Source organism: Variovorax sp. YR750 (assembly GCF_900109805.1).
In the GTDB taxonomy this organism is placed as follows: domain Bacteria; phylum Pseudomonadota; class Gammaproteobacteria; order Burkholderiales; family Burkholderiaceae_C; genus Variovorax; species Variovorax gossypii.
Genome location: NZ_FOBJ01000014.1, coordinates 171831 through 195301, shown reverse-complemented (window position 1 = coordinate 195301; position 23471 = coordinate 171831). Strand labels below are relative to the sequence as shown.

Here is a 23471-nt window from a genome sequence, read left to right as displayed (position 1 = left end):
CGCCATCCCGCGCGGGTAGCCCTGCGCGCCGACCCCTCAGAGGAGACAAACCCCATGCACGATCCCGGCCTGAACTTCGACCTGGGCGAGACCATCGACTCGCTGCGCAGCGCGATCCAGGACTTCGCCGCGAACGAGATCGCTCCCCGAGCCGCCGACATCGACCGCGAGAACCTGTTCCCGCACGACCTCTGGAAGAAGCTCGGCGACCTCGGACTGCACGGCATGACGGTGAAGGAAGAGTACGGCGGCACCGAGCTGGGCTACCTGGCCCACATCGTGGCCATGGAGGAGGTTTCGCGCGCATCGGCCTCGGTGGGCCTGTCGTACGGCGCGCACTCCAACCTGTGCGTGAACCAGATCCACCGCAACGGCAGCGAGGCGCAGAAGAAGAAATACCTGCCCAAGCTGGTGAGCGGCGAGCACGTGGGCGCGCTGGCCATGAGCGAGCCCAACGCCGGCTCCGACGTGGTGAGCATGAAGCTCAAGGCCCAGAAGAAGGACGGCTACTACGTGCTCAACGGCGGCAAGATGTGGATCACCAACGGCGGCGACGCCGACACGCTGGTGATCTACGCCAAGACCGAGCCCGAGATGGGCGCGCGCGGCATGACGGCCTTCATCGTGGAAAAGAATTTCAAAGGCTTTTCGGCCGGCACCAAGCTCGACAAGCTCGGCATGCGCGGCTCCAACACCTTCCCGCTGTTCTTCGACAACTGCGAAGTGCCCGAAGAGAACGTGCTCGGCGGTGAAGGCATGGGCGCCAAGGTGCTGATGAGCGGCCTCGACTACGAGCGCGCCGTGCTCTCGGGCGGCCCGCTGGGCATCATGGCCGCGTGCATGGACGCGGTGCTGCCCTTCATCCACGAGCGCAAGCAGTTCGGCCAGAGCATCGGCGAGTTCCAGCTCATGCAGGGCAAGCTGGCCGACATGTATTCCACCTGGCAGGCCACGCGCGCCTACGTGTACGCCGTGGGCAAGGCCTGCGACCGCAACGACCATGCGCGCACCTTCCGCAAGGACGCGGCCGGCGCCATTCTTTACTCGGCCGAGAAGGCGACGTGGATGGCCGGCGAGGCGATCCAGACGCTGGGCGGCGTGGGCTACACCAAGGAGTTTCCGGTCGAGCGCCTGTGGCGCGACGCGAAGCTGTACGAGATCGGCGCGGGCACCAGCGAGATCCGCCGCATGCTGATCGGCCGCGAGCTTTTCGCAGAGACGGCATAGGATGTTCTCTCCCTGCCCCGGCACGAACCGGGCAGGGAAGAAAAGCGAAGAGAGCGAACGGAGACAAGGAAGGAAATGAGCATGACTGCTTCGTTGACCGAGAGCTACGGCAAGGGCGCCACCGACGTCCCCCTCATCGAACAACCCATCGGCGACTTCTTCGACGACATGGTCGCGAAGCAGCCGGACCGCGAGGCGCTCGTCAGCCGCCATGAAGGCAGGCGCTACACCTACCGCGAGCTGCAGGCCGAATCGAACCGCCTCGCCAGCGCGCTGCTGAAGCTGGGCCTCGTGCCCGGCGACCGCGTGGGCATCTGGTCGCACAACAACGTGCCGTGGGTGCTGATGCAGATCGCCACCGCGAAGGTCGGCCTGATCCTCGTCAACATCAACCCGGCGTATCGCACCTCCGAGCTCGAATACGCGCTCAACAAGGTCGGCTGCAAGGCGCTGGTGACGATGGCGCAGTTCAAGACCAGCGACTACCTCGGCATGCTGCGCGAGCTGGGCCCGAAGCGCCTGCCGCAGCTGGCCCACACCTTCTGGATCGATGCGAAGCCGGGCGAGGGCGCCGAGCAGCCCGGCATACAGCGCTTCTCGCAGCTTCTTGCGAGCGGCGATGCCAACGACCCGCGCGTCGCGCAGGTGCAGAAGACGCTGAAGGCCACCGACCCGATCAACATCCAGTTCACCAGCGGCACCACGGGTTTTCCCAAGGGCGCGACGCTCACGCACCGCAACATCCTGAACAACGGCTTCTTCATCGGCGAGTGCATGAAGCTCTCGCCGGTCGACAGGCTGTGCATTCCGGTGCCTCTGTACCACTGCTTCGGCATGGTGCTGGGCAACCTGGCCTGCCTCACGCACGGCTCGGCCATCGTGTACCCGAACGACGGCTTCGATCCGCTCACCGTGCTGGAGACGGTGCAGGCCGAGAAGTGCACCGGGCTGCACGGCGTGCCGACGATGTTCATCGCCGAGCTCGACCATCCGCGCTTCAGGGAGTTCGACCTGTCGACGCTGCGCACCGGCATCATGGCCGGCTCGCCGTGCCCCATCGAGGTGATGAAGCGCGTGGTCAGCGAGATGCACCTGAGCGAGATCACCATCGCCTACGGCATGACCGAGACCAGCCCCGTGAGCTGCCAGAGCAGCACCGACACGCCGCTCGACCGCCGCGTGTCGACCGTGGGCACGGTGCAGCCGCACCTGGAGGTGAAGATCGTCGACCCCGAGACCGGCGCCGTGATGCCGCCGGGCAAGTCGGGCGAGCTGTGCACGCGCGGCTACTCGGTGATGCACGGCTACTGGGACGACGAAGCCAAGACCCGCGAGGCCATCGACGCCGAGCACTGGATGCACACCGGCGACCTCGCCACCATGGACGCCGAGGGCTACGTCAACATCGTCGGGCGCATCAAGGACATGGTGATCCGCGGCGGCGAGAACATCTACCCGCGCGAGATCGAGGAGTTCCTGTACCGCCATCCGAAGGTGCAGGACGTGCAGGTCGTCGGCCTGCCCGACCGCAAGTACGGCGAGGAACTGTGCGCCTGGATCATCGTCAAGCCGGGACAGAGCGCCACCGAGGAAGACATCCGCGAGTTCTGCAAGGGCCAGATCGCGCACTACAAGGTGCCGAAGTACATCCGCTTCGTGAGCGAGTTTCCGATGACGGTGACCGGCAAGATCCAGAAATTCAAGATCCGCGACGCGATGACCGAGCAGCTCGGCCTGAGCCAGGAAAAGACAGCATGAGCCAACTCGAGACCAAACTGAACGCCCGCTCGGCGGACTTCCAGGCCAACGCCGCAGCCATGCGTGCGCTGGTCGACGACCTTCGCACGCAGTTCGCGAAAGTGGAGCAGGGCGGCGGCGAGGCCGCGCGCGCCAAGCACACGGCGCGCGGCAAGCTGCTGCCGCGCGACCGCGTGGCCGAGCTGCTCGACCCGGGCACGCCATTCCTCGAGATCGCGCCGCTGGCCGCGCATGCGATGTACCTCGACGGCAAGGGCGCCGAGTCGGCGCCGGGCGCCGGCATCATCGCGGGCATCGGCCGCGTCAACGGCGTGGACTGCATGATCGTGTGCAACGACGCCACGGTGAAGGGCGGCACCTACTACCCGATGACGGTGAAGAAGCACCTGCGCGCGCAGGAGATCGCCGAGCAGAACCGCCTGCCGTGCATCTACCTCGTCGACTCGGGCGGCGCGAACCTGCCGAACCAGGACGAGGTATTTCCCGATCGCGAGCACTTCGGCCGCATCTTCTACAACCAGGCCAACATGAGCGCCCAGGGCATCCCGCAGATCGCGGTGGTGATGGGCTCTTGCACGGCCGGCGGCGCATACGTGCCTGCGATGAGCGACGAATCGATCATCGTGAAGAACCAGGGCACCATCTTCCTGGGCGGCCCGCCGCTGGTGAAGGCGGCCACCGGCGAGGTGGTGACGGCCGAGGATCTGGGCGGCGGCGACGTGCACACGCGCCTGTCGGGCGTGGTCGACCACCTCGCGCAGAACGACCTGCACGCGCTGGCGCTCGCGCGCTCGGCGGTGGCGAACCTCAACGCCAAGGCGGCCGAGGCCCCGGCGAAAGCCGCGGTGCGCGAGCCAGCATTCCCGCGCGAAGAGCTCTACGGCGTGATTCCCACCGACACGCGCAAGCCATTCGACGTGCGCGAGATCATCGCGCGCATCGTCGACGGCAGCGAGTTCCACGAGTTCAAGGCGCGCTTCGGCGCCACGCTGGTGTGCGGCTTCGCCGAGATCGAGGGCATGCCGGTGGGCATCGTGGCCAACAACGGCATCCTGTTTTCCGAATCGGCGCAGAAGGGCGCGCACTTCATCGAGCTGTGCTGCCAGCGCAAGATCCCGCTGGTGTTTTTGCAGAACATCACCGGCTTCATGGTGGGCCGCAAGTACGAGAACGAAGGCATCGCGCGTCACGGCGCCAAGATGGTGACGGCGGTGGCCACCGCCAACGTGCCCAAGTTCACGATCATCATCGGTGGCAGCTTCGGTGCCGGCAACTACGGCATGTGCGGTCGCGCGTACAGCCCGCGCTTCCTCTGGATGTGGCCCAACGCGCGCATCAGCGTGATGGGCGGCGAGCAGGCCGCGAGCGTGCTGGCCACCGTGAAGCGCGACGGCATCGAGCTCAAGGGCGGCAGCTGGAGCAAGGAAGAGGAAGAGGCTTTCAAGGCGCCGATCCGCCAGCAGTACGAAGACCAGGGCCACCCCTACTACGCCACCGCGCGGCTGTGGGACGACGGCATCATCGATCCGGCCGACACGCGCCGCGTGCTGGCGCTGGGGCTTGCGGCTGCGCGCAATGCGCCGGTGCCGGAGCCGAAGTTCGGCATCTTCCGGATGTAGGGCGAGGGACGGAGTCGCTCTCATGACGCTGCGCCGGCTCACGCTCATCGCCGCCTTGCTCTGCGCGGCGCTGGGCGCGCACGCGCAGAGTGTGGCGCGCCGCGACATAGAAATTCCGATGACGGTCAGGGGCTTCTTCGGCGAGTCGCACATCAAGCTGGCCGCCACCGAATACAGGCCCGAGGGCGACGGGCCGTTCCCGGTGCTGGTGATCAACCACGGCACGCCGCGTTCGTCCGCCGACATTCCGAAGATGCAGGACCGCTACGCGCGGCAGGCCGAGATGTTCGCGAAGCACGGCTTCCTGGTCCTCAACCCGCTGCGGCGCGGCTACGGCAAGTCCGACGGGCCGTGGGCCGAGAACTACTTCAGCTGTGCCAACCCCGACTACGTGCAGGCCGGCCTCGAAAGCGCGAAGGACATCAGCGCCGCGCTCGATTACGCGCGCACGCTGCCGTATGCGGACGCGCAGCACATGGTGCTGCTCGGCAAGTCTGCAGGTGGCTTCGGTGTGCTGGCGTTGTCGAGCCTGAACCCCGAGGGCGTGGTCGGCACCATCAACTTTGCGGGCGGCCGCGGCTCGCGCGGGCCGGACGACGTGTGCAACGAAGCGAAGCTGGTCGATGCCTTCGGCCGCTACGCATCGACCACCAGGGTGCCGATGCTGTGGGTCTATTCGGAGAACGACCATTTCTTCGGCCCCGCACTGGCGAGCCGGCTGCTGGAGGCCTACAAGGCCAAGGGCGTGGACGTGCGTTTCGAGCGCGTGCCGCCCTACGGCAACGACGGTCACGCCTTCTTCGAGGGCCGCGACAACGCCGCGATCTGGGTACCCATGGTGGACCAGTTCCTCGCGAAGCTGGGCTTGCCCCGGCACCCGCAATGACGACAAGACAACCGACATGAGCGAATACACCAAACTCCAGCTGAGCTTCGACGGCGCGATCGCCCGCATCTGGCTCGACCAGCCCGACGCGCGCAATGCCTTCGACGACATCGTCATCGCCGAACTGACGCGGGCCTTCACCGAAGCCGGCGCCGCGCCGCAGGTCAAGGCCATCGTGCTCGGCGCGAACGGCCCGGCCTTCTGCGCGGGCGCAAACCTCAACTGGATGCGCCGCATGGCCGACTACACGCGCGACGAGAACATCGCCGACGCGGGCAAGCTGGCCGCCATGCTGCGCACCATCGCCGAGTGCCCCAGGCCCACCATCGCGCGCGTGCAGGGCGACGTGTACGCAGGCGGCATGGGGCTGGTGGCGGCCTGCGACATGGCCGTGAGCGTGGACAGTGCCTGGTACTGCCTGAGCGAAGTGAAGATCGGCCTCGTGCCCGCGACCATCAGCCCCTACGTGCTGCGCGCGATGGGCACGCGCGCCTCGCAGCGCTACTTCCTGACGGCCGAGCGCTTCACGGCGGCCGAGGCGCACCGCATCGGCTTCGTGCACGAGGTGGTGGCCGCCGATGCGCTCGATGCCAAGGTCGACGAGCTGGTGAAGGCGCTGACCGGCGCGAGCCCAGCCGCGGTGCGCGCCTGCAAGCAGTTGATCGCCGACGTGGCCGGCCGCGAGATCGACGATGCGCTGATCGCGAAGACGGTCGAGGGCATTGCCGACATCCGCGCGAGCGACGAAGGCCGCGAGGGCGTGCAGGCCTTCCTGCAGAAGCGCAAGCCCTCGTGGCTGGAAGCGAACAAGGCCTGAGCGACATGGCGCAGCATCGCGAACTCATCGGGCGCATGGACGCGTGGCTGGCCGTCCGTCGACCGGACTACCACGCGTTGCTGCAGCCCGGCGTGGACGACGGTGCGCTCGACGCCTTCGAGGCGAAGTTCTCGCTGAAGCTGCCCGAGGCCTTCCGCGCGCTCTACCGCTGGCGCAATGGCCAGCCGAACAGCAGCTTCGACAGCCTGCAGGGCAACCGCATGTTCAGCGCGCTCGAGGACATCGCCGACACCAAGGAGATGCTCGACGACATGATCGGCTTCGACTTCGAAGACCCGGCCACGTGGCGTCGCGGCTGGGTGCCATTCCTGTCGAATGGCGGCGGCAGCCATCTGTGCTTGGACATCGATGCGCAAGGCGGCGGCCGGCCGGGGCAGCTCCTCGGCTTCTGGAAGGCCGATGAAGACCGTCCCGTCGAGCATGCGTCGGTCGAGGCATGGCTCGCCGAACTCGTGGCTTCCATGGAAGCCGGCACCGTCGAATTCGACTGAAGAGAGAAGGGGCCCGCCATGAACACCAGCCTCGACATGCCGCAGCTGCTCGCGCTGGCCGCCGCCATCGGCTGGGCCAGCGGCGTGCGGCTCTACCTGGTCGTGCTGCTGACGGGCCTGGCTGGCTACTTCGGATGGGTGCCGCTGCCGGGCGGGCTGCAGATGCTGGCGCATCCGGTGGTGATCGCGGCCAGCGGCTTCATGGTGTTCATCGAGTTCTTCGCCGACAAGATTCCCGGCCTCGATTCGCTGTGGGACGTGGTGCACACCGCCATCCGCATTCCGGCCGGCGCGGCGCTCGCGGCCAGCGTTTTCGGCGTCGACCATGGCGTGATGGCGATCGTCGCGGCGCTGCTCGGCGGCAGCTTCGCGGCCACAGCGCACGCGGCCAAGGCCACGACGCGCGCGGCCATCAACACATCGCCCGAGCCGTTCTCGAACGTCGGCGCCTCGCTGGCGGAAGACGCCATGGTGCCCACGGGGCTATGGCTCGCGGTGGCGCATCCGTTCGTCTTCCTCGTGCTGTTCGTGCTGGTGCTTGTGGCGAGCGTGTGGCTCATCCGCAAGAGCTGGCGTTTCCTCAAGGCGCTGTTCGCCCGCGTGGCCCGCATCTTCAGCGGCCGGCCCGATCCGGGCGTGGTGCCCGCGTTTCAACTGAAAAAGAATCCTCCGGGAGACACTCCGAATGTTTAAGAAGATCCTCATTGCGAACCGTGGCGAGATTGCTTGCCGAGTTGCCGCGACTGCCCGCCGCATGGCGATCCGCACCGTCGCCGTGTATTCCGATGCCGATGCGCACGCCAATCACGTGCGCGCCTGCGACGAGTCGGTACACCTCGGCGGCAGCGCGCCGAAGGACAGCTACCTGCGCTGGGAAAAGATCCTCGAAGCCGCCAAGGCCACGGGCGCAGAGGCGGTTCATCCGGGCTACGGCTTCCTGAGCGAGAACGAGGAGTTCGCGCAGGCCTGCGCCGACGCGGGCCTGGTCTTCATCGGCCCGCCGCCCTCGGCCATCAAGGCGATGGGCCTGAAGGCCGAGTCGAAGCAGCTGATGGAAAAGGCCGGCGTGCCGCTGGTGCCCGGCTACCACGGCCACGACCAGAACCCGCAGCTGCTGCAGCGCGAGGCCGACCGCATCGGCTACCCGGTGCTCATCAAGGCCAGCGCCGGCGGCGGCGGCAAAGGCATGCGCGCGGTGGACAAGGCGGAAGACTTCGCCGCCGCGCTCGCCTCGTGCCAGCGCGAGGCCATCAACAGCTTCGGCGACGATGCGGTGCTGATCGAGAAGTACGTGCAGCGCCCGCGCCACATCGAGATCCAGGTGTTCGGCGATACGCACGGCAACTACGTCTACCTGTTCGAGCGCGATTGCTCGGTGCAGCGGCGCCACCAGAAGGTTCTTGAAGAAGCCCCCGCGCCCGGCATGACCGAGGCCATGCGCAAGCAGATGGGCGAGGCCGCCGTGGCCGCCGCGCGCGCGGTGAACTACGTGGGCGCGGGCACGGTCGAGTTCATCGTCGAGCAGCGCGAGGGCGGCGAGATGAACTTCTTCTTCATGGAGATGAACACGCGGCTGCAGGTGGAACACCCCGTGACCGAGGCCATCACGGGGCAGGACCTCGTCGAATGGCAGCTGCGCGTGGCTTCGGGCGAGACGCTGCCCGCGAAGCAGTCGGAGCTGCAGATCCACGGCCATGCCATCGAGGCGCGCATCTGCGCCGAGAACCCCGACAACAACTTCCTGCCCGCCACCGGCACGCTGCGCGTATACCGCAAGCCGCAGGCCACCGCCTTCCAGCGCAGCCGCGTGCGCATCGACGACGGTGTGCGCGAGGGCGGCGAGATCTCGCCGTTCTACGACTCGATGATCGCCAAGCTGATCGTGCACGGCTCCACGCGCGAAGAGGCGCTGGCCCGGCTCGATGCGGCGCTGGCGCAGGTACAGATCGTGGGCGTGGCCACCAACGTGCAGTTCCTGCGCGGCATCCTGGCGACGCAGTCGTTCTCGAAGGCCAACCTCGACACCGCGCTGATCGAGCGCGAGCGAGCCGTGCTGTTCGACCGCGAGCCGCTGGGCCTGCCGCTGGCGGCTGCCGCGGCCATCACGCGCACGCTGATCACCGAATGGCCCGCGAAGATGCCCGATCCGTTCGCGCGCCGCGACGGCTGGCGCTCGCTGGGCGAGTACCGGCGCCACTTCGACTTCGAGTTCCGCGGCGCGGAGCAGACTGCCGTGCTGACCTACAAGCGCGACGGCAGCCTGTGGCTCGAGGCCGGCGGCGCAGCAGGGCCGCTGGTGATCGGCCAGTTCCCGACCGGCGAGTTCGAGGTGGAGTTCGCCGGCACGCGCCAGACGCTCGACGTGCACCTCGACGGAGCCACCGAGCACGTCTTCGCATCGAAGGGCGCCACGAAGATCACCGCCATCGATCGCCTGGCCCACGCCGGCGACACCCATGCCGAAGGCGGCCGGCTCACCGCGCCGATGCCGGGCAAGGTCGTGTCCTTCGCGGTCAAGGCCGGCGACAAGGTCAGCCGCGGCCAGCCGCTGGCGGTGATGGAGGCCATGAAGATGGAGCACACCATCGCCGCGCCGGCCGACGGCACGGTGGAGGAGCTGATGTTCGCGCCGGGCGAGCAGGTGGCAGAGGGCGACGAACTGCTTCGGATGAGCGCGGCGGTGGCGGCTTGACCAAAAAAAGTTAACCCCGTTGCGGGCGCTCGCCCGTATGAGCTGCGGTAGTCATCACTCGAGGGAATCGTTCCATGACCTATCGCCTGCCCCGTTTGCCCCTTTTGTCCCGTCTCTCTGCCCGTCGCCATGCGGGCATCGCCCTGCTGGCCCTGGCGGCCGCGCTGTCGCTGGCCGGCTGCAACCGCAACAGCGGCGAAGCCGACGTGCTCGCCGAATCGGCTCCGCCGCCCGCGCCGGTGCAGGCAGCGGCCGGCTACGGCGGCGGCATGGCCATGAAGGAGCAGCGCATGCGCTCGGCGGAGCCGGCCTCCGCGCCTTCCGCCACCGACTCGCAGCAGGACGGCACGCCCCTGCAGCGCTTCCTGGCCGTGCGGCAGGACCTGAACGTCGAGGTGCCGGCCGAGCAGCTGGCCGATGCCTGGGGCAAGGTGCGCGACCTGTGCGGCACGCTGAAGTGCGAGCTGTTGTCGTCCTCCCTGCTGCGCGAGACGCCGCAGCAGCCCGGCAACGCCATGCTCGAGATGCGCGTGGAGCCCGCCGACGTCGACAAGCTGCTCGGCGGCCTGGCTGGCGTGGCGAACGTGGTCTCGCACACCACCACCAGCGAGGACAAGACCGCCGAGGTGATCGACGTCGAGGCCCGCATCAAGAACCGCACCGAGTTCCGCGACAGCCTGCGCACGATGCTGCGCGACACTGTCACCAAGCGCACCATGACCGACCTGCTGGCCATCCAGCGCACGCTGTCGGACACGCAGGCCGAGCTCGACGCCATCACCACGCAGCGCAAGGTGCTGGCCCAGCAGACCAGCAAGCAGCACATCCAGATCCAGTTCTCGGCCAAGCGCGCGCTGGTGAGCAGCGGCGACGGCTACAGCCCGATGCGGCATGCGCTGCGCAACGCCGGCTCGGTGCTGGCGGAAAGCGTGGGCTCGCTCATCACCTTCATCGCGGCGGTGCTGCCGTGGCTGGTGCTGGTGGTGCTGCCGGTGGGCTGGCTGGTGCGCGTGCTGTGGCGCCGCCGCCGCGCCGCAACCAAATGACGCGGCCGAGTAAGTAAGATCGGGGAGGGCTCTGTTCTAGGCCCTTTTTCTTACCCCAGGAGCCTTTTCCGATGCCGGATCCGCTGCGTCTCTACGTGGATGCCCAGTACGCCAGTCCCTATGCCATGTCGGTGTTCGTGGCGCTGCACGAGAAGCAGCTCGGCTTCGACATGTCGCCCGTCGACCTGGGCGCGCTGGAGCACCGGGCGGCCGGCTTCTCGCAGTTGTCGCTCACGCAGCGCGTGCCGACGCTGGTGCACGGCGACTTCGCCCTGTCGGAGTCTTCCGCCATCACCGAGTACATCGACGAGACCTTCACGGAAGGGCCGGCGCTGTATCCCGCCGAGCCGCGCAACCGGGCCCGGGCGCGCCAGCTGCAGGCCTGGCTGCGCAGCGATCTGATGCCGATCAGGCAGGAGCGCCCCACCGAGGTGATCTTCTACGGCCCGGCCGGCGTGCCGCTCTCGGCCGTTGCCCACCGGGCGGCGAAGACGCTCTTCCAGGTGGCGCAGGCGCTGCTCGCGGACGACGCCGAGAACCTGTTCGGCGAATGGTCCATCGCCGACGTCGACCTGGCACTGATGCTCAACCGCCTGGTCATGAACGGCGATGCCGTGCCGCAGCGGCTGGCCTCCTACGCCGACCGCCAGTGGCAGCGGCCCTCGGTGCAGCGCTGGGTGGCGCTGGAGCGGCCGCCGCGCTGAGACTCATGTTGTCTGCGCATGTGCTGAACCGGCGTGCCGCATTGGCGGCACTGGCGGGTGCGCTTGTGCCGACATTGGCGTTCAGCGGCGAGCCGATGCGGCCGGTCGAACGCGAAGCCATTGCCGCCTATCTGAACACGCTTGACCCGGGCGTGATGTCGCCGAAGAAATTGATCATCGAGGAAGTCACGGCGGACACCGGCTTCGCGTTCGTCGGAGTGGACGGGGCTGAGCGTGAAACTCTCAGGAAAGAGATGCCGCAAGCGACAGAACGAGTGATAGACGATTTTCTTCGCGTGCTTGCCAAAGCATCTCCGCTGCAGATTCCCTCGCACTTGGTGCGCCGGAATGTCCGTTTCCAGATGGTCCAGGTGGAAGATATCGACCGTCTTTTCGACGCGACAAAAAACCTCGGCCTGTCTTGGGAGAGCTTCTACAAGGCGTACCCCGACGCTGCGGGTCTTGTTCGTATCTCGCGCGCAGGCATCGACGAGGCCGCTTCGCAGGCACTCTTCTTCATGTCGCTCAGCTATGGTGGCCTGCGCGGCACGGGCTATTTTGTGCTGCTGCATCGGCCTCTCGGCGTGTGGCGTGTACTTGCCACCGAGCAAGCCTGGATCAGCTGAAGCCCGTCAGCCCACCACCACTTCGCTGATCTGCGTCGCCGGCACGATGTCGGTGTAGTTCTTCACGTCGTCCCTGATCTCCTTCGCGTGCGGGCCGAAGGCCTTCTGGAAGGATTCGACGGATTCGGCGAACACGTGGCACATGGCTACGTAGGTGGGCGCGGAGCCCGGCGCGCCGCCGCCCAGGCCCTTGTCGATGGTGTAGGAGAGGCATGCGTCGCCCATGCGGGCCGCGAGCAGGGGCATGTGCTTGTCGCGGTAGTAGTCGTGATCGAACCGTGCGCCGGGGGTGTGGGGGTACATCACGCTGAACTTGATCATTGAAGGTGGCTCCTGAGGTGAGCGTTCGAGGATAGGAGATGGCCAGTGCCCGCACAAGCCGAGGGCGAGCCGGGCGCGACTCTGCGTGTCGCGCGGGCGGCCCCTAAGATGCGTGCCCATGCGAATCACCGTCTACCTCACCGACAACCGCCCGGAACCCTGGATCGAAGGCCTGAAGGCCGAACTCCCCGATGCCGTCATCGAAGCCTGGAAGCCCGGCGCTCCCCAGGCCGACCATGCCGTGGTCTGGGCACCGCCGCAGGAGTTCCTCGACGAGCAGCCCAAGCTGCGCGGCATCTTCAACATCGGCGCGGGCGTCGATGCACTGCTCAAGCTGAAGGTGCCGGCGCACACGCGCATCGTGCGGCTCGACGACGCGGGCATGTCGGTGCAGATGGCCGAGTACGTCTGCCACACGCTCATCCGCCACTTCCGCGAGTTCGACGCCTACGAGGCCGATGCGCGCGAGGGCAAGTGGAGCTATCGCAAGCCGAAGCTGCGGCGCGACTTCCCCGTCGGCATCATGGGCCTGGGCGTGCTCGGCGAGCGCGTGGCGAAGGCCGTGGCGCAGTTCGAGTTCCCGGTGCTGGGCTGGAGCCGCTCGCCGAAGGAGATCGAAGGCGTGCGCGTGTTCAGCGGCGAGGCGCAGTTCGACGAGTTCCTGTCGTCCACGCGCGTGCTGGTCAACCTGCTGCCGTTGACCGAGGCGACGCGCGGCATCCTCAACCGCGACACGCTCGGCAAGCTGAAGCCCGAGGGCTATCTCATCAGCATCGCGCGCGGCGGCCACTTGGTTGAAGACGACCTGATCCCGCTGCTCGACGCCGGCCGACTCGCGGGCGCGACGCTCGACGTGTTCCAGGTCGAGCCGCTGCCTTCCGACCACGCCTTCTGGCGCCATCCGAAGATCACCGTGACGCCGCACGGCTCGGCGCGCACGCTGCGCGAGGAGTCCATCGCCCAGATCGCCGGGAAGATCCGCGCGATGGAGAAGGGGCTGCCGATCGCCGGCGTGGTCGATCCGGCACGCGGCTACTGACGGGAGCGCGTCCTCCTTCCGGTCCCGCCGGAATGCATCGCGGGCAGGGGAAACCCTGAAACACATGTTTTTCACAAGTATGAAAATCTTTTCATGACTGTGAAAACTGCGTTTCGGGTGATCGAGATCGTCGAGCTCTTCGCCCGGGAGAAGCAGCCGCTGGCTCTTTCCGAGATGGCGCGGCTGCTTGACATGCCGGTGTCGAGCTGCCTGGGCCTGATCCGCACGCTCGAAGAGCAGGGCTACATGTACGAGACCGGCCGCCGCCAGGGCTACTACCCGACGGGCAGGCTGCTTGCGATGGCACAGGTCATCGCCGCCCACGACCCGGTGCTCGACCGGGTGAAGGCCACGCTCGAAGAATTGCGCGACGCGGCGCGCGAGACGGTGGTCTTCGGCAAGTTCCGCGACGCGGGGCAGGTGGTGTACCTGGAGGTGCTGAGCGCGCCGCAGAGCATCCGCTACACCGCCGAGTCGGGCGAGACGCGCCCGGCCTACGCCAACTCCATCGGCCGCGCGCTGCTGTCCACGCTGGCCCCCGACGAGCGCCGCAAGCTGCTCGAAGGCGCCACGCTCGCGCCGCTGACCGACGCCACGCTCACCACCGCCGACGCCATCGAGGCCGAGCTGCAGCGCTCCGCCACGCGTGGCTGGTACGGCAACCTCGGCGAGAGCATTCCCGACCTGATCGGCCTGGCCTGGCCGCTGCGCATCGGCGGCGAGGCCTATGCCATCTCCGTCGCCGGCCCGCGCTACCGCATGGAGGCGCGCATCGAGGAGATCGCCGCGATGCTGCGCTCCGCCTGCCTCGCCATCGAACCCAAGAACGAAAGCCCCAGATGACAACGACGACCGCCGCAGCCCCCCGCTATTTCGTCCGCGAGGCCGAGATCGCCGGCTACCACCCCGCGAACCACACCGGCACGCTGAACAAGCGCCTGATCGGCCCCGAGACCGTGGGCGCGAAGCAGCTCGAGGTGCTGGTCGGCCACATCCAGAAGGGCAAGGGCGCGCTGCCTCACGCCCACCCGGGCATCGAGCAGGTCTGCTACATGCTCGAGGGCCGCGCGGTCGCCGAGGTGGGCGGCCAGCGGCAGGAGCTGCACCCGGGCGACAGCTGCTTCTTTCCCGTCGACGCGATGCACACCTTCACCGTGGTGAGCGACGAGCCGGTGCGCGTGCTGGTGATCTACAGCCCGCCGTACGAGGAATCGCCGGAGCGCGTGATCCGGCCCTGAGAACCGACAGCACAACAACCGGAGACAAACCATGCAGACAACGAAGAACGCGACCGGGCAACCGGCCGCGATGGCGAACCGTCGCCGTTTCATTTCCATCGGCGCGGCCGCGGGCCTCGCGGGCGCCATGCCCTGGGCCTTCGCGCAGGACGGCTACCCGAAGCAGCCGATACGCATCGTCGTGCCCTTCGCCGCCGGCAGCGGCACCGACGCGGTGGCGCGCATCACCGGGCAGATGCTGGGCGAGGCGCTCAAGGCCTCGGTGATCATCGACAACCGGGCGGGCGCCAACGGCGTGATCGCGGCCGAGTACGTCGCCAAGGCGGCGCCGGACGGCTACACGCTGTTCATGACGACCAACACCACGCATTCGGCCAATCCGAGCCTGATGAAGTCGCTGCCCTACGACCCCGTGAAAGACTTCGCGCCGGTGAGCCGCATGGGCAACCTGCCCTTCATGCTGGTGGTGAACAACGACCTGCCGGTGAAGAGCGTGGCCGAGCTGCTCGCCTGGGGCCGCGCCCACCCGGGCAAGCTCACCTATGCGAGCGGCAACAGCACCGGCATCGTGAGCGGCGCCACGCTCTCGCGCATGAGCGGCGTGCCGATGCTGCACGTGCCCTACAAGAGCACGCCGCCGGCCATTGCCGACCTGATCGGCGGGCAGGTGTCGATGATGGTGGTCGACCTCGCGGCGGGCCTCGCCACGGTGAAGGCCGGCAAGATGCGCGCGATCGCCGTCACCACGCAGGAGCGCACCAAGCTCTTTCCCGAATTGCCGCCACTGGCCGACACGCCGGAGCTCAAGGGCTTCGACATCACCTCGTGGAACGGCGTGTTCGCGCCGGCCGGCACGCCGCGCGACATCGTGCTGAAGCTCAACAAGGCGCTCGCCGAGATGGCGAACGGCCCGGTCTTCCGCGAGCGCGTGGCGAAGCTGGGCTTCGACGCCTTCGGCAGCACGCCGGAAGAGCTGGGCGCATTCACCGTGTCGGAACTGGCGAAGTGGAAGAAGCTGATCCAGGCCGCGGGGATCCAGCCCGAATGAGCGCTGCCTTGAATCTGCATTTCTCCCTCCCCCGTTGGGGGAGGGCAGGGGTGGGGGCATGCGGCGTCTCCATCGGGCGCCCTGCCTGCCCCCATCCCAGCCTTCCCCCAGAGGGGGAAGGAGCGAAGACATGAATACTCCTGGACCTCTCGAAGGCATCCGCATCCTCGACCTCACGGCCGTGGTGATGGGGCCGTATGCGACGCAGACGCTGGGCGACCTCGGCGCCGACGTCATCAAGGTCGAGCCGCCCGGCGGCGACAACCTGCGTGCCGTCGGCCCGATGCGCAACCCGGGCATGGGCGCGATGGCGATGCACCTCAACCGCAACAAGCGCTCGATCGTGCTCGACCTCAAGCAGCCCGAGGGCCGCGAAGCCTGCCTGCGGCTGGCGGCGGGCAGCGATGCGCTCATCTACAACACGCGGCCGCAGGCGATGGCGCGGCTCGGGCTCGGCTACGAGGCGGTGTCGGCGGCGAACCCGAAGATCGTCTACCTCGGCGCCTTCGGCTACGGCGAGCAAGGGCCCTATGCGGGCAAGCCGGCGTACGACGACCTGATTCAGGGCGCGGCCGGCGTCGCCTCGCTGTTCGCGCAGCAAAGCGGCGGCGCGCCGCGCTACGCGCCCGTCACGCTGGCCGACCGCGCGGTGGGGCTGCAGGCCGCCATCGCGCTGCTGGCCGCCGTGCTGCATGCCCAGCGCACCGGCAAGGGGCAGGCCGTCGAGGTGCCGATGTTCGAGGCGCTGTCGCAGTTCGTCATGGGCGACCATCTCGGCGGGCACAGCTTCGAGCCGCCGCTCGGCCCCACCGGCTATGCGCGCCTGCTCGCGCCGCATCGCAAGCCGTACGCCACGGCCGACGGCTACCTCAGCGTGCTCATCTACAACGACAAGCACTGGCAGGCCTTCTTCGACGTGATCGGCCGGCCGGAGCTGCGCAGCTCGCCGATGTTCGGCACGCACACGGCGCGCGCCGCGAACATCGGCGCGGTCTACGCGTTCGTGGCCGAGGTGATGGCCACGCGCGGCAGCGACGAGTGGTTCGCCGCGCTGTCTGCCGCCGACATCCCGGTCGCGCGCCTGCACAGCACCGAATCCCTGCTCGACGACCCGCACCTGCGCGCCGTCGGTTTCTATCCCGAGCTCGACCACCCGAGCGAGGGCCGCATCCGCACCCTCGCGCCGGTCGGCCGCTACAGCGCCACGCCGGCCGCCATTCGCCGCCCGGCGCCGCGCATCGGCGAGCAGAGCGTGGAGCTGCTGCGCGAGGCGGGCTACAGCGACGAGGCCATCGAGCGCATGCTCGAACGCGGCGTGACGCTGCAACCCGACACAGCCAAGGACTGAAATGGACTTTTCCCTGAACGAAGACCAGCGCTCGCTGGTCGCCGCCATCGAACGCCTCTGCGAGGACTTTCCCATCGACTACTGGCGCGACCACGACGACCGCGCCGTGTTCCCGCACGAGTTCCACCGCGCCGTGGCCGAGAGCGGCTGGCTCGGCATCGCAATGCCCGAGGCGCAGGGCGGCGCGGGGCTGGGCATCACCGAGGCGGCGCTGATGATGCGCGCCATCAGCGCGTCGGGCGCGGGCATGTCGGGCGCGTCGTCGGTGCACATGAACATCTTCGGGCTCAACCCGGTGGTGGTGTTCGGCAGCGAAGAGCAGCGCCAGCGCTTCCTGCCGCCGTTGATCGCCGGCACCGAGAAGGCCTGCTTCGCCGTGACCGAGCCCGATGCGGGGCTCGACACCACCAGCCTGAAGACGCAGGCCGTGCGCCAGCCCGATGGCGGTTATCGGCTGCACGGCCGCAAGATCTGGATCTCGACCGCGCAGGTGGCCGACCGCATGCTGATCCTCACGCGCACCACGCCGCTCGACCAGGTGAAGAAGCCCACGCAGGGCCTCACGCTGTTCTACACGCCGCTGGACCGCAGCAAGGTCGAGGTGCGCGAGATCCACAAGCTCGGCCGCGCGGCGGTGGACTCCAACATGCTCTTCATCGACGGGCTCCACGTGCCGGAGGAAGACCGCATCGGCGAGGAAGGGCGCGGCTTCGAGTACATCCTGCACGGGCTCAACCCCGAGCGCATATTGATCGCGGCGGAAGCCATCGGCATCGGCCGTGCGGCGCTGCGCATCGCCTCGCAGTACGCGCAGGAGCGCGTCGTGTTCGGCCGGCCCATCGGCCAGAACCAGGGCGTGGCGCATCCGCTGGCGCGTGCCTGGGCCAATCTGGAAGCGGCGGACCTGATGATGCTCAAGGCCGCCACGCTCTACGACGCGGGCGAGCCTTGCGGCATCGAGGCCAACGCCGCCAAGTACCTCGCGGCCGAGGCGGCGCACGATGCCTGCCAGAACGCGGTGCTCACGCTCGGCGGCATGGGCTATGCGAAGGAATACCATGTGGAGCGGCTGCTGCGCGAGAGCTACATCCCGCGCATCGCGCCGGTAAGCCCGCAGATGATCCTGAACTTCATCGCCGAGAAGGCGCTGGGGCTGCCCAAGTCGTACTGATCTCTTCCTCTCGAGCCATGAACACCGTCACCCGCCATCTCGTGATCCGCGGCCTCGTGCAGGGCGTGGGCTACCGCTGGTCGATGGTGCAGGCCGCGCGGCGGCTCGGCGTGCGCGGCTGGGTGCGCAACCGGCGCGACGGCAGCGTGGAGGCGCTTGCCGCAGGCGAGGCCGGCGCAGTGGAGGCTTTGGTGCGCTGGGCGCATCAGGGGCCGGACGGTGCGCGCGTCGATGCCGTGGACCTGGGCGACATGGTCGGCGCCAGGCCGGCGGACGACCTGCCCGAAGGCTTCGAGCAGCGCGAAACCGTTTAGCCGGCTCTTCCAGCCGCCGGTGCCGCGCGGCTGGCACCATTTGCAACGCCACAGGCACGCATTGCTACCTTCCGCCGCTTGTGTACCAGGCAGGGTATTTCCATGTGGCCGACAATCGGAGGCGGTCTTCCATCCTCCTGCGATACAAGAGACATCCCATGAAACTCCCCACCAAAGTCAGCCTCGTCGACGTCGGCCCGCGCGACGGCCTGCAGAACGAAAAGCAGCCCGTCTCCGCCGAAGTGAAGATCGGCCTCGTGCACCGCCTGCAGGACGCGGGCCTCAAGGAGATCGAGGTCACCAGCTTCGTGAGTCCCAAGTGGGTGCCGCAGATGGCCGACAACGCCGAGGTGATGCACGGCATCCGGCGCAAGCCCGGCGTGCGCTACTCGGTGCTCACGCCCAACATGAAGGGCTTCGAGGCGGCCATCGCCGCACCGCGCGAGGAATGGCCCGACGAGATCGTGGTGTTCGGCGCCGCGAGCGAGGCCTTCAGCCAGAAGAACATCAACTGCTCCATCGCCGAGAGCATCGAGCGCTTCGCGCCCGTGGTGGCCGCGGCGCTCGAGAAGGGCATCCAGGTGCGCGGCGCCATGTCGTGCACGGTCGGCTGCCCTTATGAGGGCGAGATCGCGCCGGCCAAGGTCGGCTACCTCGCGCAGCTGATGAAGGGCATCGGCGTGCAGCGCGTGGACGTGGCCGACACCATCGGCGTGGGCACGCCGCGCAAGGTGCAGGCGGCCATGGAGGCCACGCTGGCGCACTTCGATGTCGACGCCATCTCCGGCCACTTCCACGACACCTACGGGCAGGCGCTGGCCAACACGCTGGCGGCGCTCGAGCTGGGCGTGTGGAACTTCCAGTCGTCCTCGGCCGGCCTGGGCGGCTGCCCCTACGCCAAGGGCGCGACGGGCAACGTGGCGACGGAAGACGTGGTCTACATGCTGCACGGCATGGGCATCGAGACCGGCATCGACCTCGACAGGCTGATCGACGCGGGCGTCTACATCAGCGAGGCACTGGGCCGCGAGCCGAACTCGCGCGCCTCGAAGGCCATCCGCACCAAGCGCGCCGGCTGAAGCGCATCGCAAACCAAAGGAAGAAAGAAGAGGAACAAGCGTGGACCTGCATGTCTGGCTCGCATTCCTGGTGGCGAGCTGCGTCATCGCCGTGTCGCCCGGCTCGGGCGCCGTGCTCAGCATGAGCCATGGCCTCAGCTACGGTGTGCGCCGCACCACGGCGACCATCGTCGGGCTCCAGCTGGGGCTCGCCGTGATCCTGCTGGTGGCCGGCCTCGGCGTGGGCGCGGTGCTCACCGCCTCGGCCACGGCCTTCACGGTCATCAAGGTGGTCGGCGCGTGCTACCTGCTGTGGCTGGGCTGGCGCCAGTGGCGCGCGCCCGTCGCGAAGGCTGAAGGCAATGCGCAGGAGGCGTCGGCCGAGCCCGACCTCACGGCCTCGCAGCGCGTGCTGCGCGGCTTCCTGACCAACGTGACCAACCCCAAGGGCATCGTCTTCATGGCGGCCGTGCTGCCGCAGTTCATCCAGCCGACGCGGCCCCTGTGGCTGCAACTGCTGGTGCTGCTGGCCACGACGGTGATGGTCGACGTGACCGTGATGCACGGCTATGCCTGGCTGGCGGCGCGGCTGCAGGGCATGCTTCGCAGCGTGCGCGCACGGCGCGCGCAGAACCGCGTCTTCGGCGGCGTGCTGATGGCGATGGGCGCGTTCCTGTTCATGTTCAAGCGCAGCGCCTGAGCGGCGCTCGACGACGCTCTACCGCCAGTCTGGCGACAGCCTGATAGATTCGAATCCATGTGCGGTTCTGAACTCCAATCCCTCCCCGAAGGCGTCCGGCGCGTTTCCCGCGCGCTGCAGGATGCCGGCCATCCCCATTCCCCACGCATGCTCGACGACGCCTGCCGCACCGCGCAGCAGGCGGCCGACGCGCTCGGCATCTCGGTCGGCCAGATCGCCAAGAGCATCATCTTCCGGCGCAAGAGCGATGAAGTGGCGGTGCTCGTCATCACCTCGGGCGACAAGCGCGTGGACGAGAAGAAGGTCGACGCGCTGGTCGGCAAGACCGGCCGCGCCGACGCCGACTTCGTGAAGGCGCGCACCGGCTTCACCATCGGCGGCGTGTCGCCCGTGGGTCATGTGACGCCGCCCGTGGTGCTGATCGACCGCGAGCTGTTCCGCTTCGAGGAAATCTGGGCCGCGGCCGGCCATCCGCATGCGGTGTTCCAGCTTCGCCCGCACGACCTCGAGAAGCTCACCGGCGCGCCGGTGGCCGACGTGGTGTGAATTTCGCGGAAGCCGAGACGCTTGCCGAACGCGCCGTGGCCGTGCAGGCCATGGTGGAAGACGTGCCCTCGCCGTGCTCGTCGGTCTGTCGCATGGACCGCCTGAGCGGCTTCTGCGAAGGCTGCCTGCGCACCATTCCCGAGATCGTGGGCTGGAGCAGGATGGAAGACGAAACCCGGCGCCACGTGTGGCGCGCGATAGAGTTGCGGGCCAAGGCCGGCATCTGGCGGGCTCCAGACGGCACAAGCGACACAGGAGACAGGCACGCATGAAGCACATCGACTTCCATCTGGACTTCATCTCGCCCTACGCGCACCTCGCCTTCGAGCACCTGCCCGAGGCGCTGGAAGGCCTGAGCTACAGCGTGGCCTACAAGCCGGTGCTGCTGGGCGCGCTGCTCAAGCAGCACGGCCAGCTCGGCCCGGCCGAGATCCCGTCGAAGCGCAGCTGGACCTACCGCCACGTGCTCTGGCTGGGCCACACGCACGGCATCGAGATCCAGATGCCGGCCTCGCATCCCTACAACCCGCTGCCGCACCTGCGGCTCGCGGTGTCCACGGGCGACGACGGCAGCATCAGCCGCCTCGCGGCCGAGACCATCTTCCGCCACGTGTGGCGCGGCGGCGAGGATGCGGGCGATGCCGCGCGCCTTGCCGCGCTCGCCGCACAGCTCAAGCCGAAGCGCGACGCGAACAGCGACGAGAGCAAGGCCCTGCTCAAGCGCAACACCGACGAAGCGCTGCAGCAGGGCGTGTTCGGCACGCCTTCCTACGTGGTCGACGGCCGCCTGTTCTGGGGCTTCGACGGCCTGCAGATGCTGCGCGCATACCTGAAGGGCGATGCCTGGTTCGACGGTCCGCAATGGGCCTCGGCGGACCAGCGCCCGGCCTTGCTGCGCGGCAGCAAACCGGCCTGAGTACAAACCCGCGCAAGGGTCCGATTTCTTACAAGCTGAAACGCGCCCCGCGGGTTTCACCCTAATCCGTAAGCACCGGTTCAGTTTCGCGAAAGGCTCGGGTCAGTCGCGCCTCCAAGAATGCCTCACGGTCCCGAATGCCGGGAACGAATGTACGCATACACAGGAGACGACCAATGGCAGCCACACTAGATTCGAGGGGAGTGCCGCATCCGGCCCCCCGGCCCATGTCCTCGGAGGAGAAGAAAGTCATCTTCGCCTCCTCGCTCGGCACCGTGTTCGAGTGGTACGACTTCTATCTCTACGGCTCGCTGGCCGCGATCATCGCGAAGCAGTTCTTCAGCGGCCTGGATGCCGGCGCCGCCTTCATCTTCGCGCTGCTGGCCTTCGCCGCCGGCTTCCTGGTGCGTCCGTTCGGCGCCATCGTGTTCGGCCGCCTGGGCGACATGATCGGGCGCAAGTACACCTTCCTGGTGACGATCCTGATCATGGGCCTGTCGACCTTCATCGTCGGCCTGCTGCCGAGCTACGCGACCATCGGCGTCGCGGCACCGGTGATCCTGATCGCGCTGCGCATGCTGCAGGGCCTCGCGCTCGGCGGCGAGTACGGCGGTGCCGCCACCTACGTGGCCGAGCACTCGCCGCACGGCAAGCGCGGCGCCTACACCTCGTGGATCCAGACCACCGCCACGCTCGGCCTGTTCCTGAGCCTGCTGGTGATCCTGGGCGTGCGCGAGTTCATGGGTGAAGCGGCATTCAACGACTGGGGCTGGCGCATTCCGTTCCTGGTGTCGATCCTGCTGCTGGGCATCTCGGTGTGGATCCGCCTGACGCTGTCGGAGTCGCCCGCCTTCCAGAAGATGAAGGCAGAGGGCAAGACCTCGAAGGCGCCGCTGTCCGAGTCCTTCGGCCAGTGGAAGAACCTGAAGATCGTGATCCTGGCGCTGGTGGGCCTGACGGCCGGCCAGGCGGTGGTCTGGTATTCGGGCCAGTTCTACGCGCTGTTCTTCCTGACGGCACAGCTGAAGGTCGACGCGACCACGGCCAACCTGATGATCGCCGCGGCACTGCTGCTGGGCACGCCCTTCTTCGTGGTGTTCGGCACGCTGTCGGACAAGATCGGCCGCAAGCCCATCATCATGGCCGGCTGCCTGCTGGCCGTGGTCACCTACTTCCCGGTCTTCAAGATGCTGACCGAAGCCGCCAACCCCGACCTCGCCCGCGCACAGGCCACGGCCGGCGTGACGGTGACGGCCGACCCGGCGACCTGCTCGTTCCAGGGCAACCCGGTGGCCCGCGAGATCGACTTCCGCAGCTCGTGCGACATCGCCAAGCGCTACCTCGTGCAGAACTCGGTGAGCTATGAGAACGTGGCCGGTGCGCCGGGCTCGAAGGCCGTCGTGAAGATCGGCGACAAGACGGTCGAGGCGCCCGTGGGTACTGTCGTGAACTCCAAGTTCGACGAGAACTCCGTCAAGGAGATCGCCGCGTTCAAGAAGGGCGTTGCCGAAGACCTGAAGGTCGCGGGCTATCCGGCCAAGGCCGACCCCGCCAAGATCAACAAGGTGCTGACCATCGTGCTGCTGTTCTGGCTGGTGCTGCTGGTGACCATGGTCTACGGCCCGATCGCCGCAATGCTGGTCGAGCTGTTCCCCACGCGCATCCGCTACACCTCGATGAGCCTGCCGTACCACATCGGCAACGGCTGGTTCGGCGGCCTGCTGCCGACCACCGCCTTCGCCATCGTTGCCTCCACCGGCAACATGTTCAACGGCCTGTGGTATCCGATCATCATCGCCGGCATCACGCTGGTGGTGGGCACGCTCTTCATCCGCGAAACCAAGGACGTGGACATCTACGCGAACGACTGATCGTCGCGAACAAG

The 23471-nt window shown here is 67.9% G+C and carries 25 protein-coding genes; 24 read left to right on the top strand and 1 reads right to left on the bottom strand.

What is annotated here, in order from left to right; all coding sequences use genetic code 11:
• The first annotated feature begins 54 nt into the window (after nucleotides 1-54).
• The 11 genes from BMY35_RS26635 (at nucleotide 55) to BMY35_RS26585 (ending at nucleotide 11887) form a co-directional block, all read left to right on the top strand.
• Nucleotides 55-1227, top strand: a complete 1173-nt coding sequence (locus tag BMY35_RS26635; RefSeq protein WP_093205924.1) for an isovaleryl-CoA dehydrogenase — start codon at nucleotides 55-57, stop codon at nucleotides 1225-1227.
• A 75-nt stretch (nucleotides 1228-1302) separates the two neighbouring features.
• Nucleotides 1303-2985 (top strand): AMP-binding protein, encoded by a 1683-nt coding sequence (locus BMY35_RS26630; protein ID WP_093205922.1) that lies wholly within the window; start codon nucleotides 1303-1305, stop codon nucleotides 2983-2985.
• Nucleotides 2982-4604: a carboxyl transferase domain-containing protein gene (locus tag BMY35_RS26625; RefSeq protein ID WP_093205920.1), complete on the top strand. Its 1623-nt coding sequence runs from the start codon at nucleotides 2982-2984 to the stop codon at nucleotides 4602-4604. The genes BMY35_RS26630 and BMY35_RS26625 overlap by 4 nt, the downstream gene beginning before the upstream one ends.
• Nucleotides 4605-4626: 22 nt before the next feature.
• Nucleotides 4627-5490: an alpha/beta hydrolase family protein gene (locus BMY35_RS26620; protein WP_177213704.1), complete on the top strand. Its 864-nt coding sequence runs from the start codon at nucleotides 4627-4629 to the stop codon at nucleotides 5488-5490.
• A 16-nt stretch (nucleotides 5491-5506) separates the two neighbouring features.
• Complete coding sequence (locus BMY35_RS26615) at nucleotides 5507-6307, top strand: enoyl-CoA hydratase/isomerase family protein (RefSeq protein ID WP_093205916.1); 801 nt, start codon at nucleotides 5507-5509, stop codon at nucleotides 6305-6307.
• Nucleotides 6308-6312: 5 nt separating this feature from the next.
• Nucleotides 6313-6819: an SMI1/KNR4 family protein gene (locus BMY35_RS26610; RefSeq protein ID WP_093205914.1), complete on the top strand. Its 507-nt coding sequence runs from the start codon at nucleotides 6313-6315 to the stop codon at nucleotides 6817-6819.
• A gap of 18 nt (nucleotides 6820-6837) precedes the next feature.
• Nucleotides 6838-7512, top strand: coding sequence for a DUF4126 domain-containing protein (locus tag BMY35_RS26605; RefSeq protein ID WP_093205912.1), 675 nt, complete (start codon nucleotides 6838-6840; stop codon nucleotides 7510-7512).
• Complete coding sequence (locus BMY35_RS26600) at nucleotides 7505-9511, top strand: acetyl-CoA carboxylase biotin carboxylase subunit (protein WP_093205910.1); 2007 nt, start codon at nucleotides 7505-7507, stop codon at nucleotides 9509-9511. The genes BMY35_RS26605 and BMY35_RS26600 overlap by 8 nt, the downstream gene beginning before the upstream one ends.
• Nucleotides 9512-9585: 74 nt before the next feature.
• Nucleotides 9586-10557 (top strand): DUF4349 domain-containing protein, encoded by a 972-nt coding sequence (locus BMY35_RS26595; protein ID WP_093205908.1) that lies wholly within the window; start codon nucleotides 9586-9588, stop codon nucleotides 10555-10557.
• Nucleotides 10558-10628: 71 nt separating this feature from the next.
• Nucleotides 10629-11261, top strand: a complete 633-nt coding sequence (gene yfcF / locus BMY35_RS26590) for a glutathione transferase (protein ID WP_093205906.1) — start codon at nucleotides 10629-10631, stop codon at nucleotides 11259-11261.
• Between the two features lie 5 nt (nucleotides 11262-11266).
• Nucleotides 11267-11887 (top strand): hypothetical protein, encoded by a 621-nt coding sequence (locus BMY35_RS26585; RefSeq protein WP_093205904.1) that lies wholly within the window; start codon nucleotides 11267-11269, stop codon nucleotides 11885-11887.
• Between the two features lie 6 nt (nucleotides 11888-11893).
• On the opposite strand, the gene BMY35_RS26580 is transcribed toward BMY35_RS26585, so the two are convergent.
• The gene (locus tag BMY35_RS26580) at nucleotides 11894-12208 is read right to left on the bottom strand and encodes an EthD family reductase (RefSeq protein WP_093205902.1); all 315 of its coding nucleotides are present in this window, start codon (nucleotides 12206-12208) and stop codon (nucleotides 11894-11896) included.
• Between the two features lie 118 nt (nucleotides 12209-12326).
• Here BMY35_RS26580 and BMY35_RS26575 point away from each other — a divergent pair, with 118 nt between their 5' ends.
• From BMY35_RS26575 to BMY35_RS26515, 13 genes are all read left to right on the top strand, one after another.
• The gene (locus BMY35_RS26575; RefSeq protein WP_093205900.1) at nucleotides 12327-13247 is read left to right on the top strand and encodes a 2-hydroxyacid dehydrogenase; all 921 of its coding nucleotides are present in this window, start codon (nucleotides 12327-12329) and stop codon (nucleotides 13245-13247) included.
• Between the two features lie 93 nt (nucleotides 13248-13340).
• The gene (locus BMY35_RS26570; RefSeq protein ID WP_093205898.1) at nucleotides 13341-14090 is read left to right on the top strand and encodes an IclR family transcriptional regulator; all 750 of its coding nucleotides are present in this window, start codon (nucleotides 13341-13343) and stop codon (nucleotides 14088-14090) included.
• Nucleotides 14087-14485, top strand: coding sequence for a cupin domain-containing protein (locus BMY35_RS26565; RefSeq protein WP_093205896.1), 399 nt, complete (start codon nucleotides 14087-14089; stop codon nucleotides 14483-14485). The genes BMY35_RS26570 and BMY35_RS26565 overlap by 4 nt, the downstream gene beginning before the upstream one ends.
• Nucleotides 14486-14516: 31 nt before the next feature.
• On the top strand, nucleotides 14517-15533 hold the full coding sequence (locus BMY35_RS26560) for a Bug family tripartite tricarboxylate transporter substrate binding protein (RefSeq protein WP_093205894.1): 1017 nt from the start codon (nucleotides 14517-14519) through the stop codon (nucleotides 15531-15533).
• Nucleotides 15534-15663: 130 nt separating this feature from the next.
• Nucleotides 15664-16881 (top strand): CaiB/BaiF CoA transferase family protein, encoded by a 1218-nt coding sequence (locus BMY35_RS26555; RefSeq protein WP_093205892.1) that lies wholly within the window; start codon nucleotides 15664-15666, stop codon nucleotides 16879-16881.
• A gap of 1 nt (nucleotide 16882) precedes the next feature.
• The gene (locus tag BMY35_RS26550; RefSeq protein ID WP_093205890.1) at nucleotides 16883-18052 is read left to right on the top strand and encodes an acyl-CoA dehydrogenase family protein; all 1170 of its coding nucleotides are present in this window, start codon (nucleotides 16883-16885) and stop codon (nucleotides 18050-18052) included.
• 17 nt (nucleotides 18053-18069) lie between these two features.
• Nucleotides 18070-18366, top strand: coding sequence for an acylphosphatase (locus tag BMY35_RS26545; protein ID WP_093205888.1), 297 nt, complete (start codon nucleotides 18070-18072; stop codon nucleotides 18364-18366).
• Nucleotides 18367-18524: 158 nt separating this feature from the next.
• Nucleotides 18525-19445 carry a hydroxymethylglutaryl-CoA lyase gene (locus tag BMY35_RS26540; RefSeq protein WP_093205886.1) on the top strand — a complete coding sequence of 307 codons (921 nt, stop codon included), beginning with the start codon at nucleotides 18525-18527 and terminating at the stop codon, nucleotides 19443-19445.
• A gap of 40 nt (nucleotides 19446-19485) precedes the next feature.
• Nucleotides 19486-20124, top strand: a complete 639-nt coding sequence (gene rhtB / locus BMY35_RS26535; RefSeq protein ID WP_093205884.1) for a homoserine/homoserine lactone efflux protein — start codon at nucleotides 19486-19488, stop codon at nucleotides 20122-20124.
• Nucleotides 20125-20181: 57 nt separating this feature from the next.
• Complete coding sequence (locus BMY35_RS26530) at nucleotides 20182-20670, top strand: YbaK/EbsC family protein (protein ID WP_093205882.1); 489 nt, start codon at nucleotides 20182-20184, stop codon at nucleotides 20668-20670.
• Nucleotides 20667-20942: a DUF1289 domain-containing protein gene (locus tag BMY35_RS26525; RefSeq protein WP_093205880.1), complete on the top strand. Its 276-nt coding sequence runs from the start codon at nucleotides 20667-20669 to the stop codon at nucleotides 20940-20942. The genes BMY35_RS26530 and BMY35_RS26525 overlap by 4 nt, the downstream gene beginning before the upstream one ends.
• Nucleotides 20939-21586 (top strand): 2-hydroxychromene-2-carboxylate isomerase, encoded by a 648-nt coding sequence (locus BMY35_RS26520; RefSeq protein WP_093205878.1) that lies wholly within the window; start codon nucleotides 20939-20941, stop codon nucleotides 21584-21586. Before BMY35_RS26525 ends, BMY35_RS26520 begins: the two co-directional genes overlap by 4 nt.
• A gap of 176 nt (nucleotides 21587-21762) precedes the next feature.
• Entirely contained in the window at nucleotides 21763-23457 is a 1695-nt protein-coding gene (locus tag BMY35_RS26515) for an MFS transporter (RefSeq protein WP_093205876.1), read from the top strand.
• Nucleotides 23458-23471 lie beyond the last annotated feature (14 nt).

Excerpts from the sequence above, each read along its gene's own strand:
- BMY35_RS26635 (WP_093205924.1), top strand. The coding sequence starts at position 55 with ATGCACGATCCCGGCCTGAACTTCGACCTGGGCGAGACCATCGACTCG.
- BMY35_RS26630 (WP_093205922.1), top strand. The coding sequence starts at position 1,303 with ATGAGCATGACTGCTTCGTTGACCGAGAGCTACGGCAAGGGCGCCACC.
- BMY35_RS26625 (WP_093205920.1), top strand. The coding sequence starts at position 2,982 with ATGAGCCAACTCGAGACCAAACTGAACGCCCGCTCGGCGGACTTCCAG.
- BMY35_RS26620 (WP_177213704.1), top strand. The coding sequence starts at position 4,627 with ATGACGCTGCGCCGGCTCACGCTCATCGCCGCCTTGCTCTGCGCGGCG.
- BMY35_RS26615 (WP_093205916.1), top strand. The coding sequence starts at position 5,507 with ATGAGCGAATACACCAAACTCCAGCTGAGCTTCGACGGCGCGATCGCC.
- BMY35_RS26610 (WP_093205914.1), top strand. The coding sequence starts at position 6,313 with ATGGCGCAGCATCGCGAACTCATCGGGCGCATGGACGCGTGGCTGGCC.
- BMY35_RS26605 (WP_093205912.1), top strand. The coding sequence starts at position 6,838 with ATGAACACCAGCCTCGACATGCCGCAGCTGCTCGCGCTGGCCGCCGCC.
- BMY35_RS26600 (WP_093205910.1), top strand. The coding sequence starts at position 7,505 with ATGTTTAAGAAGATCCTCATTGCGAACCGTGGCGAGATTGCTTGCCGA.
- BMY35_RS26595 (WP_093205908.1), top strand. The coding sequence starts at position 9,586 with ATGACCTATCGCCTGCCCCGTTTGCCCCTTTTGTCCCGTCTCTCTGCC.
- yfcF (WP_093205906.1), top strand. The coding sequence starts at position 10,629 with ATGCCGGATCCGCTGCGTCTCTACGTGGATGCCCAGTACGCCAGTCCC.
- BMY35_RS26585 (WP_093205904.1), top strand. The coding sequence starts at position 11,267 with ATGTTGTCTGCGCATGTGCTGAACCGGCGTGCCGCATTGGCGGCACTG.
- BMY35_RS26580 (WP_093205902.1), bottom strand. The coding sequence starts at position 12,208 with ATGATCAAGTTCAGCGTGATGTACCCCCACACCCCCGGCGCACGGTTC.
- BMY35_RS26575 (WP_093205900.1), top strand. The coding sequence starts at position 12,327 with ATGCGAATCACCGTCTACCTCACCGACAACCGCCCGGAACCCTGGATC.
- BMY35_RS26570 (WP_093205898.1), top strand. The coding sequence starts at position 13,341 with ATGACTGTGAAAACTGCGTTTCGGGTGATCGAGATCGTCGAGCTCTTC.
- BMY35_RS26565 (WP_093205896.1), top strand. The coding sequence starts at position 14,087 with ATGACAACGACGACCGCCGCAGCCCCCCGCTATTTCGTCCGCGAGGCC.
- BMY35_RS26560 (WP_093205894.1), top strand. The coding sequence starts at position 14,517 with ATGCAGACAACGAAGAACGCGACCGGGCAACCGGCCGCGATGGCGAAC.
- BMY35_RS26555 (WP_093205892.1), top strand. The coding sequence starts at position 15,664 with ATGAATACTCCTGGACCTCTCGAAGGCATCCGCATCCTCGACCTCACG.
- BMY35_RS26550 (WP_093205890.1), top strand. The coding sequence starts at position 16,883 with ATGGACTTTTCCCTGAACGAAGACCAGCGCTCGCTGGTCGCCGCCATC.
- BMY35_RS26545 (WP_093205888.1), top strand. The coding sequence starts at position 18,070 with ATGAACACCGTCACCCGCCATCTCGTGATCCGCGGCCTCGTGCAGGGC.
- BMY35_RS26540 (WP_093205886.1), top strand. The coding sequence starts at position 18,525 with ATGAAACTCCCCACCAAAGTCAGCCTCGTCGACGTCGGCCCGCGCGAC.
- BMY35_RS26530 (WP_093205882.1), top strand. The coding sequence starts at position 20,182 with ATGTGCGGTTCTGAACTCCAATCCCTCCCCGAAGGCGTCCGGCGCGTT.
- BMY35_RS26520 (WP_093205878.1), top strand. The coding sequence starts at position 20,939 with ATGAAGCACATCGACTTCCATCTGGACTTCATCTCGCCCTACGCGCAC.
- BMY35_RS26515 (WP_093205876.1), top strand. The coding sequence starts at position 21,763 with ATGGCAGCCACACTAGATTCGAGGGGAGTGCCGCATCCGGCCCCCCGG.